Origin of the sequence: Dietzia sp. ANT_WB102, from assembly GCF_008369165.1 — a bacterium.
Taxonomy (GTDB): domain Bacteria; phylum Actinomycetota; class Actinomycetes; order Mycobacteriales; family Mycobacteriaceae; genus Dietzia.
Genome location: NZ_VOBA01000002.1, coordinates 399,126 through 415,283, shown reverse-complemented (window position 1 = coordinate 415,283; position 16,158 = coordinate 399,126). Strand labels below are relative to the sequence as shown.

The 16,158-nt window shown below is 67.7% G+C and carries 13 protein-coding genes; 7 read left to right on the top strand and 6 right to left on the bottom strand.

Annotation, left to right across the window (positions count from 1 at the left end):
* The first annotated feature begins 32 nt into the window (after positions 1–32).
* The gene (locus FQ137_RS13625) at positions 33–2,480 is read left to right on the top strand and encodes an AAA family ATPase (protein ID WP_188065036.1); all 2,448 of its coding nucleotides are present in this window, start codon (positions 33–35) and stop codon (positions 2,478–2,480) included.
* 27 nt (positions 2,481–2,507) lie between these two features.
* On the opposite strand, the gene FQ137_RS13620 is transcribed toward FQ137_RS13625, so the two are convergent.
* Entirely contained in the window at positions 2,508–4,076 is a 1,569-nt protein-coding gene (locus FQ137_RS13620) for an FAD-dependent oxidoreductase (RefSeq protein WP_149293135.1), read from the bottom strand.
* A gap of 137 nt (positions 4,077–4,213) precedes the next feature.
* Here FQ137_RS13620 and FQ137_RS13615 point away from each other — a divergent pair, with 137 nt between their 5' ends.
* On the top strand, positions 4,214–4,744 hold the full coding sequence (locus FQ137_RS13615) for a DUF3253 domain-containing protein (RefSeq protein WP_149293134.1): 531 nt from the start codon (positions 4,214–4,216) through the stop codon (positions 4,742–4,744).
* Positions 4,745–4,899: 155 nt separating this feature from the next.
* Positions 4,900–6,057 (top strand): acyl-CoA dehydrogenase family protein, encoded by a 1,158-nt coding sequence (locus FQ137_RS13610; protein ID WP_149293133.1) that lies wholly within the window; start codon positions 4,900–4,902, stop codon positions 6,055–6,057.
* Positions 6,058–6,392: 335 nt separating this feature from the next.
* On the opposite strand, the gene FQ137_RS13605 is transcribed toward FQ137_RS13610, so the two are convergent.
* Both FQ137_RS13605 and FQ137_RS13600 read right to left on the bottom strand, forming a co-directional pair.
* On the bottom strand, positions 6,393–6,809 hold the full coding sequence (locus FQ137_RS13605; RefSeq protein WP_149293132.1) for a cytochrome c oxidase subunit 4: 417 nt from the start codon (positions 6,807–6,809) through the stop codon (positions 6,393–6,395).
* A 36-nt stretch (positions 6,810–6,845) separates the two neighbouring features.
* Entirely contained in the window at positions 6,846–7,964 is a 1,119-nt protein-coding gene (locus tag FQ137_RS13600) for a cytochrome c oxidase subunit II (protein ID WP_188065079.1), read from the bottom strand.
* 228 nt (positions 7,965–8,192) lie between these two features.
* On the opposite strand from FQ137_RS13600, the gene asnB reads away from it, so the two are divergent.
* Positions 8,193–10,118 (top strand): asparagine synthase (glutamine-hydrolyzing), encoded by a 1,926-nt coding sequence (gene asnB / locus FQ137_RS13595; protein ID WP_149293131.1) that lies wholly within the window; start codon positions 8,193–8,195, stop codon positions 10,116–10,118.
* Between the two features lie 31 nt (positions 10,119–10,149).
* Here the strand turns inward: asnB and FQ137_RS13590 are convergent, their stop codons facing one another.
* Together FQ137_RS13590 and FQ137_RS13585 are read right to left on the bottom strand one after the other, a co-directional pair.
* Positions 10,150–11,127, bottom strand: coding sequence for a carbohydrate kinase family protein (locus FQ137_RS13590; RefSeq protein WP_149293130.1), 978 nt, complete (start codon positions 11,125–11,127; stop codon positions 10,150–10,152).
* 73 nt (positions 11,128–11,200) lie between these two features.
* Positions 11,201–11,548 (bottom strand): iron-sulfur cluster assembly accessory protein, encoded by a 348-nt coding sequence (locus FQ137_RS13585; RefSeq protein WP_149293129.1) that lies wholly within the window; start codon positions 11,546–11,548, stop codon positions 11,201–11,203.
* A gap of 165 nt (positions 11,549–11,713) precedes the next feature.
* Here FQ137_RS13585 and FQ137_RS13580 point away from each other — a divergent pair, with 165 nt between their 5' ends.
* Genes FQ137_RS13580 through FQ137_RS13570 form a run of 3 tightly spaced genes read left to right on the top strand, consistent with a single transcriptional unit; the run spans position 11,714 to position 14,990 of the window.
* Positions 11,714–12,397, top strand: a complete 684-nt coding sequence (locus tag FQ137_RS13580) for a DUF3043 domain-containing protein (RefSeq protein ID WP_149293128.1) — start codon at positions 11,714–11,716, stop codon at positions 12,395–12,397.
* A 37-nt stretch (positions 12,398–12,434) separates the two neighbouring features.
* Positions 12,435–14,207, top strand: a complete 1,773-nt coding sequence (cobT, locus tag FQ137_RS13575) for a nicotinate-nucleotide--dimethylbenzimidazole phosphoribosyltransferase (protein ID WP_149293127.1) — start codon at positions 12,435–12,437, stop codon at positions 14,205–14,207.
* Between the two features lie 6 nt (positions 14,208–14,213).
* Positions 14,214–14,990: an adenosylcobinamide-GDP ribazoletransferase gene (locus tag FQ137_RS13570; protein WP_149293126.1), complete on the top strand. Its 777-nt coding sequence runs from the start codon at positions 14,214–14,216 to the stop codon at positions 14,988–14,990.
* 44 nt (positions 14,991–15,034) lie between these two features.
* Here the strand turns inward: FQ137_RS13570 and FQ137_RS13565 are convergent, their stop codons facing one another.
* Positions 15,035–16,126: a branched-chain amino acid aminotransferase gene (locus FQ137_RS13565; protein WP_149293125.1), complete on the bottom strand. Its 1,092-nt coding sequence runs from the start codon at positions 16,124–16,126 to the stop codon at positions 15,035–15,037.
* Positions 16,127–16,158: the final 32 nt, after the last annotated feature.

Genomic DNA, 16,158 nt, shown 5'->3' with positions numbered 1-16,158 from the left:
TCCCTGTTCCTCGAGTCCGGAGAGAGGTGGACATGAGCGATCATCGGGCGAACCTGGACCCCGGGTCCGACATCGTGCTCACCGAGGAGTTCGACCGCGCCCTCGAGCTCCTTCACTCGGGACACGACCTCTTCCTCACGGGAAAGGCCGGAACCGGAAAGTCGACTCTCATAAGACGATTTCTCTCAGAGACCGACCAGCCCACGCTCGTCGCCGCGCCCACCGGCATCGCTGCCCTCAACGTGGGCGGGTACACCATTCATCGACTGTTCGGCTTCCATCCCGGCCACACAGTCGAGCACGTGCGCAGCAACGCCTACCGCCCCGGTCGCTTTACCCAGGCACTGGCCGGCGCCCACACCCTCGTCCTCGACGAGGTCTCCATGCTCCGGGCCGATGTGTTCGACATGATCGCGATCGCCCTAGAGCGGTTCGGCCCGGACCCGACGATGCGGTTCGGGGGTGTCCGCCTCATCCTCGTCGGTGATCTCTTCCAACTGCCCCCAGTCGTCACCGCATCGGAGAAATCGTCCTTCGAGGCCACGTACCCGACGCCGTACTTCTTCTCGGCCGAGCATTACGACCCAGCGGACTTCCCCACCGTCGATCTGACCCATGTCTTCCGGCAGTCCGGCGACCCGGAGCTCACCGCGATCCTCAATTCGATTCGGGAAGGCACGCTCGTCGGCGCGGCTCGCGAACGCCTCAACTCCCGGACCGATCCGAGCTTCGCTCCCCCGGACGACGAGTTCTGGTTGACGCTCGCCACCACCAACAACCGGGCGGCGAGACATAATCAGCGGCGCCTCGAGCGTCTGCCCGGGTCGGATCTGGCGTCGGAAGCAACGGTCACCGGAGATCTCACAGGGTTCGAGCTCCCGACCCAGCAGGTGCTGACGTTCAAGATCGGCGCCCAGATCATGATGCTGACCAATGACCCTGCCGACCGGTGGGTCAACGGCTCCATTGGACGGGTGGTCGACGTGACGCTCGGGAGACGCGGCGACCGCGGAGAAAGGGGGCCCGTCGTCGTCGTCGAGTTCACGGGCGGCGAGGTCGCCGACGTTGCGTTGCACACCTGGGACGTCACCAGACCGGATACCGCTGGTGGCGCGTTGCGTCACGAGGTGGTCGGCAGCTTTACCCAACTCCCTTTCACGCTCGCCTGGGCCGTCACCATCCACAAGAGCCAGGGGCAGACCCTGGACAGGGTCGTCGTGGACCTCAGCGGGGGTACATTCGCGGCAGGCCAGCTCTACGTGGCATTGAGCCGATGCCGCTCCCTCGAGGGTCTGGTGCTCACGCGACCGGTGCTGCCCGGGGATCTCAAAACCGACCGTCGGATCATCCGGTTCCTGAGGTCGCCGGGCGGAAGGACCTCCACGCGTCGCTATTGCGCGATCGCAGTGCTGACCGTCGGCGAGGACGGCCCCCGGTCTAAATCGCGCCCCGTGGAACTGGCCGTTGTTTTCCCAGACGGCACTGGGGTGACCACGCTGGTCAACCCGCAGCGCGACCTGGCCCGAGCGCGAACGGAGTGCGGGATCTCCGTCGCCGACGTCCTGCTCGCTCCGACGCTCTTCGAGGCGTGGGCGATGCTCGCGCCGTTGATGGACGGTTACACACCGGTCGGCGTGGACCTCGACGCCACGTTCGGCCAAATGGTCGCCGAATTCGCGCGGCTTGGTCGCGAGGTGTCGATGCCACTCGGTATCGACATCCGGGCCGAGGTCCTCAGCCCTGGTGAGCGGGCCCGGTCCCGTGCCGGGTCAGCCCTCATCCGCGCACGGGCGGCGCTGACAGCCCACGGCCGCCTAGTCCTCGACGACGCGGCGGCCGGGACGTTTGACGCCGACCTCATCGACGAAGCGCCGGTCAGTTACCTGCTCAGTCGTGACACAGACGTTCGACCGCCAACCTCAACGGCGCTCCCCCAGCTGTCGGCGGTCCTCGCGATCAGCGCCGACGTGGGTGCCGCGCTGCTGGACCGTCCGGTCCGCGACGGGCGACCGGGCATCGGCGGCGACGACGACGGGCTCGTCACCCCTGGCGACCGCGATCTCGTCGCCGGGGCGCGCGAGCTCGTCGCCGAGCAGATCCGCCTCGCAGCGCAACGGGTGCCGATGACCGCTGACGTGATCGACCGGCTGCGAATGACCTCGCGGATCGTGGGCACTGACCTGACCCGGGGGCTGGAGGTACCGCCAACGGCCGGACCCGCCGACATACTTCGACCCGGGGCGCGGGTCTGTTTCTCCGGCAGCGCCCTGGATTCCTCCGGAGTCCTCGTCTCGCGAGAGGAGATGGAGGCTCTCGCCGCCCGTCACCACCTGGTCCCCGTGGGCGCTGTAACCAAAAGCCGATGCGATGCCCTGGTGGTCGCCGAAGCCGGCAGCCAATCGGTCAAGGCGCGGGCGGCCCACAAGTGGGGCACCCCGGTCCTCACCGCCGCCGATTTCCTCGACTGGGCCGGACACTGACCCCGGGGGCCAGTGTCCGCCCGCAGCTTACGGAGCGATAGGCAGGGGCTGGCCGGCCATGTCGGCCACCGCCCGGTACGCCATGGCCATCCCGGATCCCAGCGGAACGCCCGGGCCCGGATAGGCCTCCCCCGATACCGACGCCGACGAGTTGCCAGCGGCGTAGAGGCCCGGGATGGGGTGGCCGTCGGCATCGAGCGCGGCGCCGTTCGAGTCGATCACCGCGCCGCCCTTGGTGCCGAGGTCGCCAAGGACGAGCCGGACGGCGTGGAGTCGGTCCCCGCCAACCGGACGCAGGCATTGTTCGGGCGTCGAGGCGCCCAGGAAGAACCGCCCGTAGGGGTCCTCCCCGCGTGCGAAGTCGGAATCCCTGCCCTGCTCGGCGAAGCCGTTGAAGCGATCTACGCTCTCGCGCAGCGCTACCGGGTCGAGCCCGGTGGCGTCGGCCAGCTCCTCGACGGATCCGGCGGTGTGCCATAGACCGGCATTTCGCAGCTCGTCGGGCTCGGGTGCGGGAATGCAGATCGCCGGGTATCCGCCGGCCTCCGCGTCGTCGAACACGAGCCAGAACTCGTCGCCGGCTCCGTCTGCCATGCGGGCCCGCATCTTCCGGCCCATCTGGTCGTACGGCAGGAGTTCGTTGGCGAACCGCTTTCCGGTTCCGTCGACGATCAGCCCGGAACGGAAACCCAGGGTGAAGGCGGCGTGCCCGTTGGGAAACAGGGTGGCGGGGCACCACCAGGACTGGTCGAGCAGGTCCAGCTTGGCCCCGACCTCCTCGAACATGCGGACGGCGTCGCCGGAGCCCGTATCGGGGTGGGACGAGGACCAGTCCGCGGTCGGCATGTCCTGCCAGCGCTGACGAAGGTCGGACGAGCGCTCGAATCCGCCTGCCGCGACCAGTACCCCGCGGCGTGCTCCCAGCACCTGACGGCCGGAGTCGCCATGCACGACCACCCCGACCACGCGCCCCTCGGCGTCGCGGACCAGCTCGTCGGCGGCGGTGTTCAAGCGTGTCTCGGCGGCGTCCAGCGCGTCCAGGGCGAGCACGAGTCGGGCCACCCAGGCCCGTCCGCCCTCAAGCCTGGTGGTGTCCTCGTCCGCACCGAACTGGTCGGCGGGCACCGGGCGTCGAATGTCGGTCACCCGGTCCCCGACCTCCTCGCCTTTGATCGGCTTGGGGTAGATGCTGCGACCTAGTTCCTGGCGACCCGGGGCGTCGAAATAGTCGGGGAACGCCTGAAATCGTGTGGGGATACCCAACTCATCCTGAAGGAAGTCGACGACCAGCGGTCCGGTGTTGAGGAATGCGTCCTGGACATCCGCGGCGGTACGGTCGCCGACCACAGCACGGAAGTACGTGCGCCCGCGTTCCACGGAGTCCTCAACCCCGTCTCGGGCAAGCACGGAGTTGCCGGGAAGCCACACGGCGCCGCCGGAGTACGCGGAGGTCCCGCCGAAGCGGTCGGTCTTCTCGATCAGGCAGGTCGACAGTCCGCGGGCTGCGGCTGACGCGGCGCCGAAAAGGGCGGCCACCCCCGATCCCACGACCACCACGTCGAATTCCTCGTCAAATGTGCTGTCCTGCGCCGTCACGGGAGCCCCTAGTCTTCTGTTGGTCATCTCCAGTGGAACACGTTCCACTTCCCTTAGTGACACTAACACCGCCCCTCGCGGCGGTACCTTCGTTCCCGATCGGTGGGGGCGCGGACGATCGAGTGCAGAATCGAAGAATGACCGATGCCAATGGGGACGCCAGCCGGGGCGGGGACGTGGAGCACACTGAGGACGGCCACTACATCGTGGTCAGAGGACGTCGATGGCGGGCCACGGACCCCTCGATACCGGACAAGTTGCGCTCCGAACTCGTCGCCGCGCTCATGACCGGTCGTCGGTTAGTCAAGATCGAGGGTGACGCCGCGCGCGTCATGGTGAACGACGCCAAGGTCGCACTCGGAGAGCGCGGCACCCCGTGGTGGGAACCGACAGACGAGGGGACTCGCGACCGCATCGCCGCGACGATCAGGACGCTCCTGCGCTCGCGGGGGGATGGCTCAACCTGTCCGTCTGACGCGGCGCGGGCGGTCGGCGGCGCCGAGTGGCGTGACCTCATGCCCACGGCGAGGGAGGTGGCCTTCGAACTCTGCGACGACGGCGTTGTCGCGGTGACGCAGCGCGGTGAGCGGGTCAGCGGATCCGACGTGAGGGGACCGATCCGGATCGTCGCCGACGACGGTTTGGAATTCACTCCCCGGGACCACTAATCCGTCCGCCGGGAAGAATTGCGGATCAGGTGGCATAGCCCACGTTCTTGTATGCTACTGGTCAGTAGAAGTCCACTCACCACGACGTCCCCCTCCCCTCCCCTCCGGCACGGTGGGCCGCTCCGGAGCGGGTCGTCCCAGGGAAAGGCACGCACTTGCTCCGCACTGTGTTCAACGAAGACCACGAAGCCTTCCGCCAGACGCTCCGCGACTTCATCGAGTCCGAGGTGACACCCCACTTCCAAGACTGGTTCGAGGCCGGCATCGTCCCTCGCGAGTTTTACTACAAACTCGCCGATCTCGGCCTTTTCGGCATCAACGTCGACGAGGAGTACGGCGGCGCCGGTATCAACTCCCACAAGTTTGAGGCGATCCAGGCCGAGGAGATCGCCCGGGCTGGCGTGAACTTCGGCGGCTCGAACGTCCACGTCCTTCTCGGACTGCCCTACATCAAGGCCTTGGCAACAGAGGAGCAAAAGCAGCGTTACCTGCCCAAGTTCGTCTCTGGCGAGGAGATGTGGGCACTGGCTATGACCGAGCCTGGCACGGGGTCGGATCTGGCCGGGATGAAGAGCACCGCCAAGCTCTCCGAGGACGGCACGCACTACGTCCTCAACGGGGCCAAGACCTTCATCACCGGCGGCGTGCACGCCGACCGCGTGATCGTGTGCGCCCGCACCGCTCCACCGCGCGAGGACGACCGCCGGTTCGGCATCTCACTGCTCGCAGTCGACACCAAGCTCGAGGGTTACGCGGTGGGTCGCAAGCTCGACAAGGTCGGCCTCAAGACCTCCGACACCGCCGAGTTGTCCTTCACGGACGTGAAGGTGCCGGTCGAGGACCTGCTCGGTGAGGAAAACCGCGGCTTCTACTACCTCGGCCAGAACCTGCCGTCCGAGCGTTGGGGCATCGCCTATGGCGCCTACGCCCAGGCCGCGGCGGCGGTGCGCTTCGCCAAGGAGTACACGCAGCAGCGGACCGTGTTCGGCAAGCAGGTCGCCGAATTCCAGAACACCAAGTTCGAGTTGGCCGCCTGCCAGGCCAAGGTCGATGCCGCGCAGGCAGTCGCCGACCGCGCACTCGAGGCGCTGGACGCCGGCGAACTAACTGCTGCGGAGGCGGCTTCAGCCAAGTTGTTCTGCACCGAAGTCGCCGCCGAGGTCATCGACCGTTGCCTTCAGCTGCACGGCGGCTACGGCTTCATGAACGAATACCCGATCGCCCGGCTGTATTCGGACAACCGTGTCAACCGCATCTACGGTGGCACCAACGAGGTCATGAAGTCCATCATCGCCAAGGACATGGGCTTGTAGCCCCCGCGGTCCCCTGACCAACTCACACGGGCCCCGTCCGCTCCCAGCGGACGGGGCCCGTGTGAGTTGGCGACCGGCTTAACGGCCGAGAAGGTTAGAGTGCCGGACCGTCTTGCTCGCGTTTGCCCTATCCAACACACGATCGAGTGACTGCGGTGGCGGGCGACCGTCCGCAGGCGGGAGGGGGCGGCACTTGGACGCCGAGCGCACCGAACACAGCGGCGACAATGCCGACGCCGGCCGCGCCTTCACGACGCCCCTGGCCCCCGACAACAACGAAAGGGCCCGGCGTCGCGGTGTGCGACGCCGGGCCCTTGCCGAAGGCGATGAGGAGGTCAGTGCTTCTCGCGACCCCAGTGGTATTCGAAGACCAGGCCAGAAGCGCAGATGATGAGGGAGGTGGCGCCACCGATCAGCACCCACCAGTTCCAGAACGCCGCACCGTAGCCGACGATGCACACCGAGAAGGCCACGAGCACCGGCCAGAAGCTGTGCGGGCTAAAGAAGCCCAGCTCACCTGCGCCGTCCGAAACCTCGGCCTCCTCGAAGTCCTCGGGCAGGGTACTGATGCGCCGCGCCACGAACCTGAGGTAACCGCCGATCAGCAGGGCCAGGCCGGACGAGAGGATAAAGGCGGTCGTGCCCACCCACTCGACGCCCGTCCGCGATGTACCGGTGAGGTACGCATACCCGATACCTAGGACACCCAGGAAGATAAACAGGGCGTCGAAAATTCGTACTGTTGCGTTCATCGTTCAGGAATCCTTCGCGTGATACCGGGAGAGCCGTCAGTTGCCCGACGCGGTCTCGATGATGTTGTTCTGGTCACGGGTATCGCTGCGGCCGGTCTTGAACGGTGCAGTCGAGGTCGCGTACGGCTCCTGGCCGATCGACTCCAGCGCCTGAGCGTTGCTCGCAGTCGGGTTGTCCTGACGGAACGCGATGTACGCCGCGAAGTCCTCGGGCGATACAGCACGCAGTTCGAAGTTCATCATCGCGTGGTAGATGCCGCACATCTCGGCACACCGCCCGACGAAAGCGCCCTCGCGCTCGATCTCCTCGATCTGGAACATGCTCAGCTGCTGGTTCCTGGCCGGGTTCGGCATGACGTCAAGCTTGTAGACGAATTCGGGGATCCAGAAGGAATGGACCACGTCGGCAGCCGCGAGTCGGAACTCGATTCGGGTGCCGGTCGGCACCACCAGCACTGGGACCTCTTCGGAGGTTCCGACAGTCTCGATGTTGTTGAAGTGCAGGTACGACTTGTCCTCGGCGAGACGGCCATGGATCGGGCCACCGGCGGCGAGCTCACCCTCGTGCCCGAGGGCCGCCCGCTGCTCGTCGGAGAGCACACCGGCCTCCTCGGCCGCGCGCTGCGCCTCGTAGTTGGTGCCGTCCTCGATGCTGACACCCGCGACGTCGACCTTGTTGTAACCGAACTTCCAGTTCCATTGGAATGCGGTGACGTCGACCTTGACGCCGACCTCCTCCTCCGGACGGAGATCAAGAACCTTGTTCTGCGTGACCACGGTGAAGTAGAAGAGCACGGAGATGATCACGAACGGCACAGCCGTGTAGATCAGCTCCAGCGGCACGTTGTACGCGGTCTGACGCGGGAACTCGCCGTCGTCGTTCTTCCGCTTGCGATGGAAGGCCATCGACCAGAAAATCAGGCCCCACACGAAGACGCCGACGATCAGCGAAGTGACGACGGTGCCCGTCCAGAACTCGCGGATCGCAATGCCCTCCGGGGTGATCCCGTTCGGGAACCCGAAGTTGATCGTCTGGTTCCACCACTTGTTGTCGGTGTGGAGGCTACAACCGGACAACAGCAAGCCCAATGTGCCGAGAGACACCGCGAGTGTCGCTCTGCGCGTCCGACGACGCCCGTCACGCTGTTCCACCATCACGCCTTCCTGATCAGCGGCACCGGCCACGTGGCCGGGACACCTTAAAAGAGTAGACCACGGCTCTCAGAATGGCAGCCGCGGGTCCGGCAATTCACCCGGAAGCCCCCCGCGCCGTCCGCGGGAGGCGGGAGGGCCAGCGCGGACCAGTAGTATTCGATCGCGTCGCGACCCGCGCGGGCGGGTCACCGCTGACGCCCCGACGACGATGGACGAGGTACCCGACGCATGTGTGGCCTGCTTGGTCTGATCACCCCCGACGGCTCCGCCCGTACCCACGAGGCCCGGGTACTGGGCGCCATGGGGTGCCAGCGTCACCGCGGCCCCGACGAGGTGGGCACCTGGGTAGACGGTGACATGGCATTCGGCTTCAATCGGTTGTCGATCATCGACATCGCCCACTCGCACCAGCCCCTGCGCTGGGGCCCGCCCGAGCAACCCGACCGCTATGCGCTGGTCTTCAACGGGGAGATCTACAACTACCTCGAGCTCCGAGAGGAGTTGCAGCGCGAGCACGGCGCCACGTTCGAGACCGAGGGTGACGGCGAACCGATCGTCGTAGCGTTCCATCACTGGGGCCCCACCGCGGTCAGCCGGCTCCGCGGAATGTTCGCCTTCGCGATCTGGGACACCGTCGAACGGTCGCTGTTCGTCGCCCGCGACCCCTTCGGCATCAAGCCCCTATACATGGCGACCGGGCCCGGTGGAACGGTGTTCGCGAGCGAAAAGAAGTCCGTCACCGAATTGCTCGACCTCGTCGTCGTCGACACTTCCCTCGACACCCGCGCCCTCCAGCATTACGTCACTCTCCAGTACGTCCCGGAGGACGAGACTCTCACCCGCGGGGTCCGACGACTTGAATCCGGCTGCCACGCCACCCTCACCCCCGGCACCGCACCGGTGATCGAGCGCTACTTCGAGCCCACTTTTCCCGTGGTGCCCTTCGCCGACGGCGACGCCGAGCGCCGCTACGACGAGATCGCCGCCGCGCTTGAGGACTCCGTCGCCAAGCACATGCGCGCCGACGTCACCGTGGGGTCCTTCCTATCCGGAGGCATCGACTCCACCGCGATCGCCGCACTGGCCCGCCGACACAACGAGAACCTGCTGACATTCACCACTGGTTTCGAGCGCGAGGGGTACTCCGAGATCGACGTCGCTGCCGAGTCGGCCGCCGCGATCGGCGTGGAACACATCGTCAAGGTGGTGTCCCCCGAGGAGTTCGCCGCCGCCATCCCCGAGATCATCTGGTACCTCGACGAGCCCGTCGCGGATCCCGCCCTGGTCCCCCTTTACTTCGTCGCCCGCGAAGCCCGCAAACACGTCAAGGTGGTCCTCTCCGGCGAGGGCGCAGATGAGCTTTTCGGCGGCTACACCATCTACAAGGAGCCGCTGTCGCTGGCGCCGTTCGAGAGAGTGCCGGGCGGGATCCGGCGCGCGCTGGGCCGGGCCAGCACGCTCATCCCCGAGGGCACGCGCGGCAAGAGTCTGCTGCACCGAGGCTCGATGAGTCTCGAGGACCGGTATTACGGCAACGCCCGCTCCTTCTCCGAGAACCAGGTTCGCGCGGTGCTGCGCGACTACCGGCCGGAATGGAGCCACCAGGACGTCACCGCGCCGATCTACGAGCGCTCACGCGGGTGGGACCCGGTCGCCCGCATGCAACACCTGGACCTGTTCACATGGCTGCGCGGCGACATCCTGGTCAAGGCCGACAAGGTCACCATGGCCAACTCTCTCGAGCTGCGCGTGCCGTTCCTCGACCGTGAGGTCTACGAGGTCGCCTCGCGACTCCCCCACACCGAGAAGGTCGCCCATGGCACGACCAAGTACGCCCTGCGCAAAGCGCTCGAGCGGATCGTGCCCGCCCACGTGCTGCACCGTAAAAAGCTGGGCTTTCCCGTGCCGACCCGCCACTGGCTCGCCGGGCCCGAGCTGCACGACTGGGCCCGGGATCACGTGGCGGCGTCCGGCACCGACGAGTACGTGGACAAGGGCGCCGTGATGCGGATGCTCGACGAGCACCGGCGGGGCGAGTCCGACCACAGTCGCCGCATCTGGACCATGCTGTGCTTCATGATCTGGCACGGCATCTTCGTCGAGGGCCGGATCATCCCGGACATCGAGCAGCGCGAGTACCCGGTACGCCTCTAGCGGGGCCCAGTGGGCCCCGCCGGACAGGAAATCACGCGGGCAGAAGCGTGGAGAGTTCCTCGGCGGCCTCGTCGCCATAGGTGTCGACGAGCCGCCGGCGGGCGGCAGCCGGGTCGATGGTCCACTCCTGAGTGCCGGTGGTCTCCAGTACGTGGGTGGCGATGAGGGCCCCGAACTGCGCCGCGCGCTCGAGCGACAGTCCGTCGAGCACACCGGAGAGGAATCCCGCTCGGAACCCGTCGCCGACGCCCGTGGGATCGAGCAAATTCGTCGACGGCACGATCCCGACCTCGATCGGCTCCTCGCCCTGCTCGACTATCACCACGCCGTTCCCGCCGCGGGTGGTCACGCGAGTGCCGACCTTGGAGTCCAGCTCCGCGGCCGTCCACCCGGTCTTGCTGAGCAGCAGTCCGTACTCGTACTCATTAGTGAACAGGTAGCGGGCGCCGTCAACCAACGCGCCGGCCGCGTCCCCGTCGAGGAACGCCAGCTGCTGGGAGGGGTCAGCGGCGAACTCCAGACCGAGCTTGCGGCACTCCACGGTGTGGGAATGCATGGCAGTGGGATCGTTGGCACCGATGAGTACGATCTCGGGCCGACCGATCCGCTCGACCAGTCCGGCCAGAGAGATGGTGGCAGCTTCCCCCATCGCTCCGGGGTAGAAAGACGCGAGCTGCGCCATCTCAGAATCGGTCGTGCACACAAAACGCGCAGTATGCAATGCGGAGCTGATATGGACCGCCGAGCAGTCGACGCCGTGCCGCTCGAGCCAGTCGCGGTAATCGGCGAAGTCCTCGCCCGCGGCCCCGACCAGATGGGGCTGCCGGCCCAGGACGCCGAGCGCGAAGGCGATGTTCCCGCCAACCCCGCCGCGGCGGATCTGTAGCGAGTCCACCAGGAAGCTCAGCGACACGTGCGCGAGCTGATCCGGCAGCAGCTGCTCGGAGAAGCGACCCGAGAAGCTCATGAGGTGGTCGGTGGCGATGGAACCTGTGATGACGACGGACATGACCCAGACAGTAGACGACCCGGACCGATCCCTTACCGGCCCGGGTCGTCAGGTCGTCAACGCGACCACAGAGTCAGTTGAACGAGTCACCGCACGCGCAGGAGCCTGTCGCCTGGGGGTTGTCGATCGTGAAGCCCTGCTTCTCGATGGTGTCGACGAAGTCGATCGAGGCGCCCGTGAGGTACGGCACGCTCATCCGGTCGACGGCGAGCTTGATCCCGCCGAAGTCGTCCACGACGTCACCGTCGAGCGATCGGTCGTCAAAGAAGAGCTGGTAGCGCAGTCCCGCGCATCCACCGGGCTGGACGGCGATGCGCAGCGAGAGGTCGTCACGACCCTCCTGATCGAGCAGGGCCTTGGCCTTGGAGGCGGCGGCGTCCGTGAGCAGTACGCCGGTAGCGGTGTTCTCCGCAGTGGTCATGTCGGTTCTCCTTGCGATCCGAGAGGGCTTCGGGGGCGGTATAAAAGGTCCAACGCCCGCCGGGGAGTCCTCTATTCCCCGGCACCCGTTCCCACGCACACGATACGCCTGCTGCGGCGTACGGGTGAATGTCCGGCGCACGTGTCGATCGCCTAACCTGGGTGTGTGAAGTTGCGCGCATTCGGCTCCAGAGACGACGAGACCAACAAAAGCTCCCCCGAGGTGCGGCCCGAGGCTGCACTTGCATCCGAGCCGTCCGTCGACCCGCGCCGCCCCGCGGGCAAGGGCAAGCCGACGCCCCGGCGCCGCGACCAGGAGCGAGCCCGCGGCATGCGCCAGGGGCCGGTGACCGCACCGGTCACCCGGAAAGAGGCCAGGGAACGCCGCAAGGCCGCGCGGGCCACCATGACCAAGGACGAGCGTCGGGCCGCCAAGGCCGACGATCGTGCGGCCCGCGAGGAGCGCCGGCAGCTCATGATGGAGGGCGACGACCGCTACGTGCTCTCCCGCGATCGAGGCGAGGTCCGTCGCTTCGCCCGCGACTGGGTGGACACCCACCGACGCCTCATCAACTGGTTCATGCCGCTAGCCCTGTTCGTGATCGTGTTCCAGCTCGTCCCGAACCCGGCCCTCATGGCCTACAGTCAAACCCTGTTCCTGGTCCTCATCGCGGTGGTCATCATTGACGGCGTCCTCCTCGGACGGACCGTCAACCGTGCAGTCCGTGAGAGGTTCCCGTCCACCGACGACACCGGTTTCGGCATGGGCTGGTATGCGGTCATGCGCGCGACCCAGCCCCGGATGCTCCGCACCCCACGTCCCCGGGTCCGCCCGGGCGACGCGATCTGACCCGTTCCCGCCGCTGCTCCCGGAAGGGCTTGACCACATGCGCCTGCTCGTCCTCGGTGGTACCCGCTCAGGAAAATCCGCTCACGCCGAGTCCGTGGCCGCCGCCACCGGCGGCGGTGACGTCGTGTACGTGGCCACAGCCAGACGAGACCCCGACGACGACGAGATGTCCGCGCGGATCGAGGCACACCGCGATCGCAGGCCCTCGGACTGGCAGACGGAGGAGACGGAGGACATCGTCCGAGTCCTCGCCGAGCACCCGACCTCGACCGTCCTGGTGGACGATATCGGGGGGTGGCTGACGCGCCGTATGGACGCCACCCTCGGGTGGACCGACGGTGGCGCCGCAGTGGCCGATGACCTCGACACACTCGTCTCCGCTGTTGCCGACCACCCCGGATCCCTCGTCCTGGTCTCTCCCGAGGTCGGCCTGGGTGTCGTCCCGGACACACTCTCGGGTCGGGTCTTCGCCGATGTCATCGGGTCGCTCAACCGGAGGCTCGCCGCGGTGTGTGACTCGGCCGTCCTCGTCGTCGCCGGCCGTGCGCTCCCCCTCGACGCTCCCACCCCGCACCACGGTGCGACCGTGACCACCGGGACCACCGCCGCCGCCGCGGTCACGCAGGCCACGGCCGACGGAGTCGCTGCCGCTCCCGCGGACGCGGTGACCCCACCCGCCGCGACGGTCGCCGCAGAGCGGTACACACCCGGGGACAACGACATCTCCCACGACTTCCCGGGACTGGGTGACGTCGCCTACTACGACGACCCCGTCACCTTCCCGCCGGTCCACCCGCCGTCCCACTCCGTCGCCGAAGAAGCCCGCGCCCGACATCTCACGCTGACCAAACCCGCGAATTCCCTCGGTCGGCTCGAGGAACTGGGCGTGTGGATCTCCTCGTGCCAGGAGGCATGCCCACCCCGGCCGCTCGACCGCGCCAGGGTGGTGGTGTTCGCCGGTGACCACGGGGTCGCTGAACACGGGGTGTCCGCGTTCCCACGCGATGTCACGTTGCAGATGGCCGACAACATCGTGGCCGGCGGGGCGGCAGTGTCCGTCCTCGCGGGCACCGCCGGCGCCACGGTCCGGGTGGCAGACATGGCGATGTCGGCCGAGCGGCCCGGGAGACTCGACGATCACAAGATCCGCCGCTCCAGCGGCTCGATTGATCGGGAGGATGCCCTGAGCCCCGAGGAGGTGCGCGCCGCGATCGCCGCAGGCCGGCGCATCGCCGACGAGGAGGTCGACTCTGGGGCCGACCTGCTCATCGCCGGAGACCTCGGAATCGGTAACACCACGCCGGCCACAGTGTTGACGTGCCTCGTCACCGGGCGCGAGCCGGTTGAGCTGGTCGGGCGCGGGACCGGGATCGACGACGAGGGGTGGATGCGAAAGACCGCCGCGATCCGGGACGCCATGTTCCGGGCGTCCGGCGACCTGCGTGACCCCGTGGCGATGCTACGCAAGGTCGGCGGTGCGGACCTCGCCGCGATGGCCGGGTTCCTGGCCCAAGCCGCGATCCGAAAGACTCCGTGTCTGCTCGACGGTTCCGTGGTCACCGCCGCCGCGCTCATGGCCGAGGCACTGGCCCCCGGTTCCCGCCAGTGGTGGACGGCCGGCCACCGCAGCGCCGAGCCCGCTCACACCGCAGCTCTGACGTACCTCTCACTGGAGCCCATCCTCGAACACTCGATGCGCCTGGGCGAAGGGAGTGGCGCCGTCGCCGCCCTACCCGTCGTCCACAACTCCGTCGCGATCCTCACGCAGATGGCGACGTTCGCCGACGCCGGGGTCAGCGGCAAGGACTGACGGCTCGTGCTCGACGCGGTCCGGCTCGCCCTCTCGTGGATGACGGTGCTGCCCGTGGGCCGACCTGGTGTGCCCGACCCGGCGGCGGCCGGGCGGGCGATGACGGCGATGCCCGTCGTGGGACTCGTGTGCGGCACCGTCGCGACAGCGCTCGCCCACGGCGCACACACCGTGGGAGCGGGGGCACATCTGTCCGGCGTTGTCGGCGTCGCGGCCATGCTGGCATTGACGCGGGGCATGCACGTGGACGCACTGGCGGACGTCGCGGACGGGCTGGGCTCGTATGCCGGGCCGGACCGTGCGCTGGAGATCATGCGATCCGGGTCCATCGGGCCGATGGGCGCCGCCACCCTCGTATTGGTGCTGCTGGCAGAAGTTGCGGCCCTGGGCACCCTGGTCGACTCGGGAGCCTGGCTGGCCCCGGTCGCCGCAGTGGTCCTGTCCCGCTGCCTACCGGTGATCCTTCTGCGCCGTGGCGTCCCCGCAGCCTCGGCGACCGGTTTCGGTGCACTCGTCGCCGGCTCGCAGTCTCGCGGCGTCGTGATGACGACCGGACTAGTCTGTGCGGTCGCCGGCGGCGCACTGGCGGGGTCCGGATGGTCGGACGGAACGTGGTGGGCGCCCGCGGCCGGCGTCGCTGCGGGAATCTTCTCCTATACCGCGGCGGCGGGGTTCGGCCGACACGCCGTCCGTCGATTCGGCGGGATCAACGGCGACGTCCTCGGATCGGTGATCGAGATGGGCACCGCCGCCGCACTGGTGGCGGCGGTGCTCCTGCTCTGATTCTTCTCCTGCTCTGAGTTTTCTCCTGCGCTGGACGCAGGTCGTCAGACCAGCGTAGTCATCCAGCCGAAGGGGTCCTCCACGGATCCGCGCTGGATGCCGGTGAGCATCTCGCGGAGCTGCATGGTGATGGCGCCCGGCCCGCCGTCGCCGACGGTGTAGCCACCGTCCGCGTGCTGCACCGAACCGACCGGGGTGATGACGGCGGCGGTGCCACACGCGAAGACCTCGGAGATCTCGCCTGAGGCCACGCCAGACGCCCACTCATCCACGGAGACCTTGCGCTCGGTGACACGGTATCCGAGGTGGCGGGCCAGCTGCAGCAGGCTGTCGCGGGTGACCCCCGGCAGCAACGACCCGGACAGTGCGGGGGTCACGATCTCTGCAGAATCGCCGGAACCGAGGACGAAGAACAGGTTCATCCCCCCCATCTCCTCGACGTACTTGCGTTCGATCGCATCGAGCCAGACCACCTGGTCGCACCCCTTGGCGGCGGCCTGCTCCTGGGCTGCCAACGAGGCGGCGTAGTTGCCGCCGAACTTGGCCGCCCCGGTGCCGCCGGGGCTGGCGCGCACGTACTCGGTGCACAACCAGACGCTCACCGGGGCCACTCCCCGGGAGAAATACGCGCCCGCCGGCGAGGCGATCACCGAGTAGAGGTACTCGTCAGCTGGCCGCACGCCGAGCCCGGTCTCGGTGGCGATCATGAAGGGCCGCAGGTAAAGCGACTCCTCACCCCCGGCGGCCGGAACCCAGTCACGGTCGATTGCCACGATCTGGCGCAGCGACTCCATGAACAGCTCTTCCGGCAGTTGCGGCATAGCCAGGCGCTGCGCGGAGCGGTTGAAGCGGGCGGCGTTCTGTTCAGGCCGGAAGGAGGAGATCGAGTCATCGGCCTGGCGGTAGGCCTTGAGCCCCTCGAAGATGGTCTGGGCGTAGTGCAGGACCACGGCGGACGGGTCGATGGACAGCGGTGCGTAGGCCTCGACGACCGGGGTTCCCCACTGCCCGTTCGAGTACGGGAGGGTGACCATGTGGTCGGTGAAGTACTTGCCGAAGCCAGGGGCGGCAAGGATCGCCTGACGCTCGGCGGCTGTTCTCGGCGAGGTGGACGGACGGATGTCGAACTCGGACATTTACGGGTCTCGTTCCTGAATGAAGGGGCGGG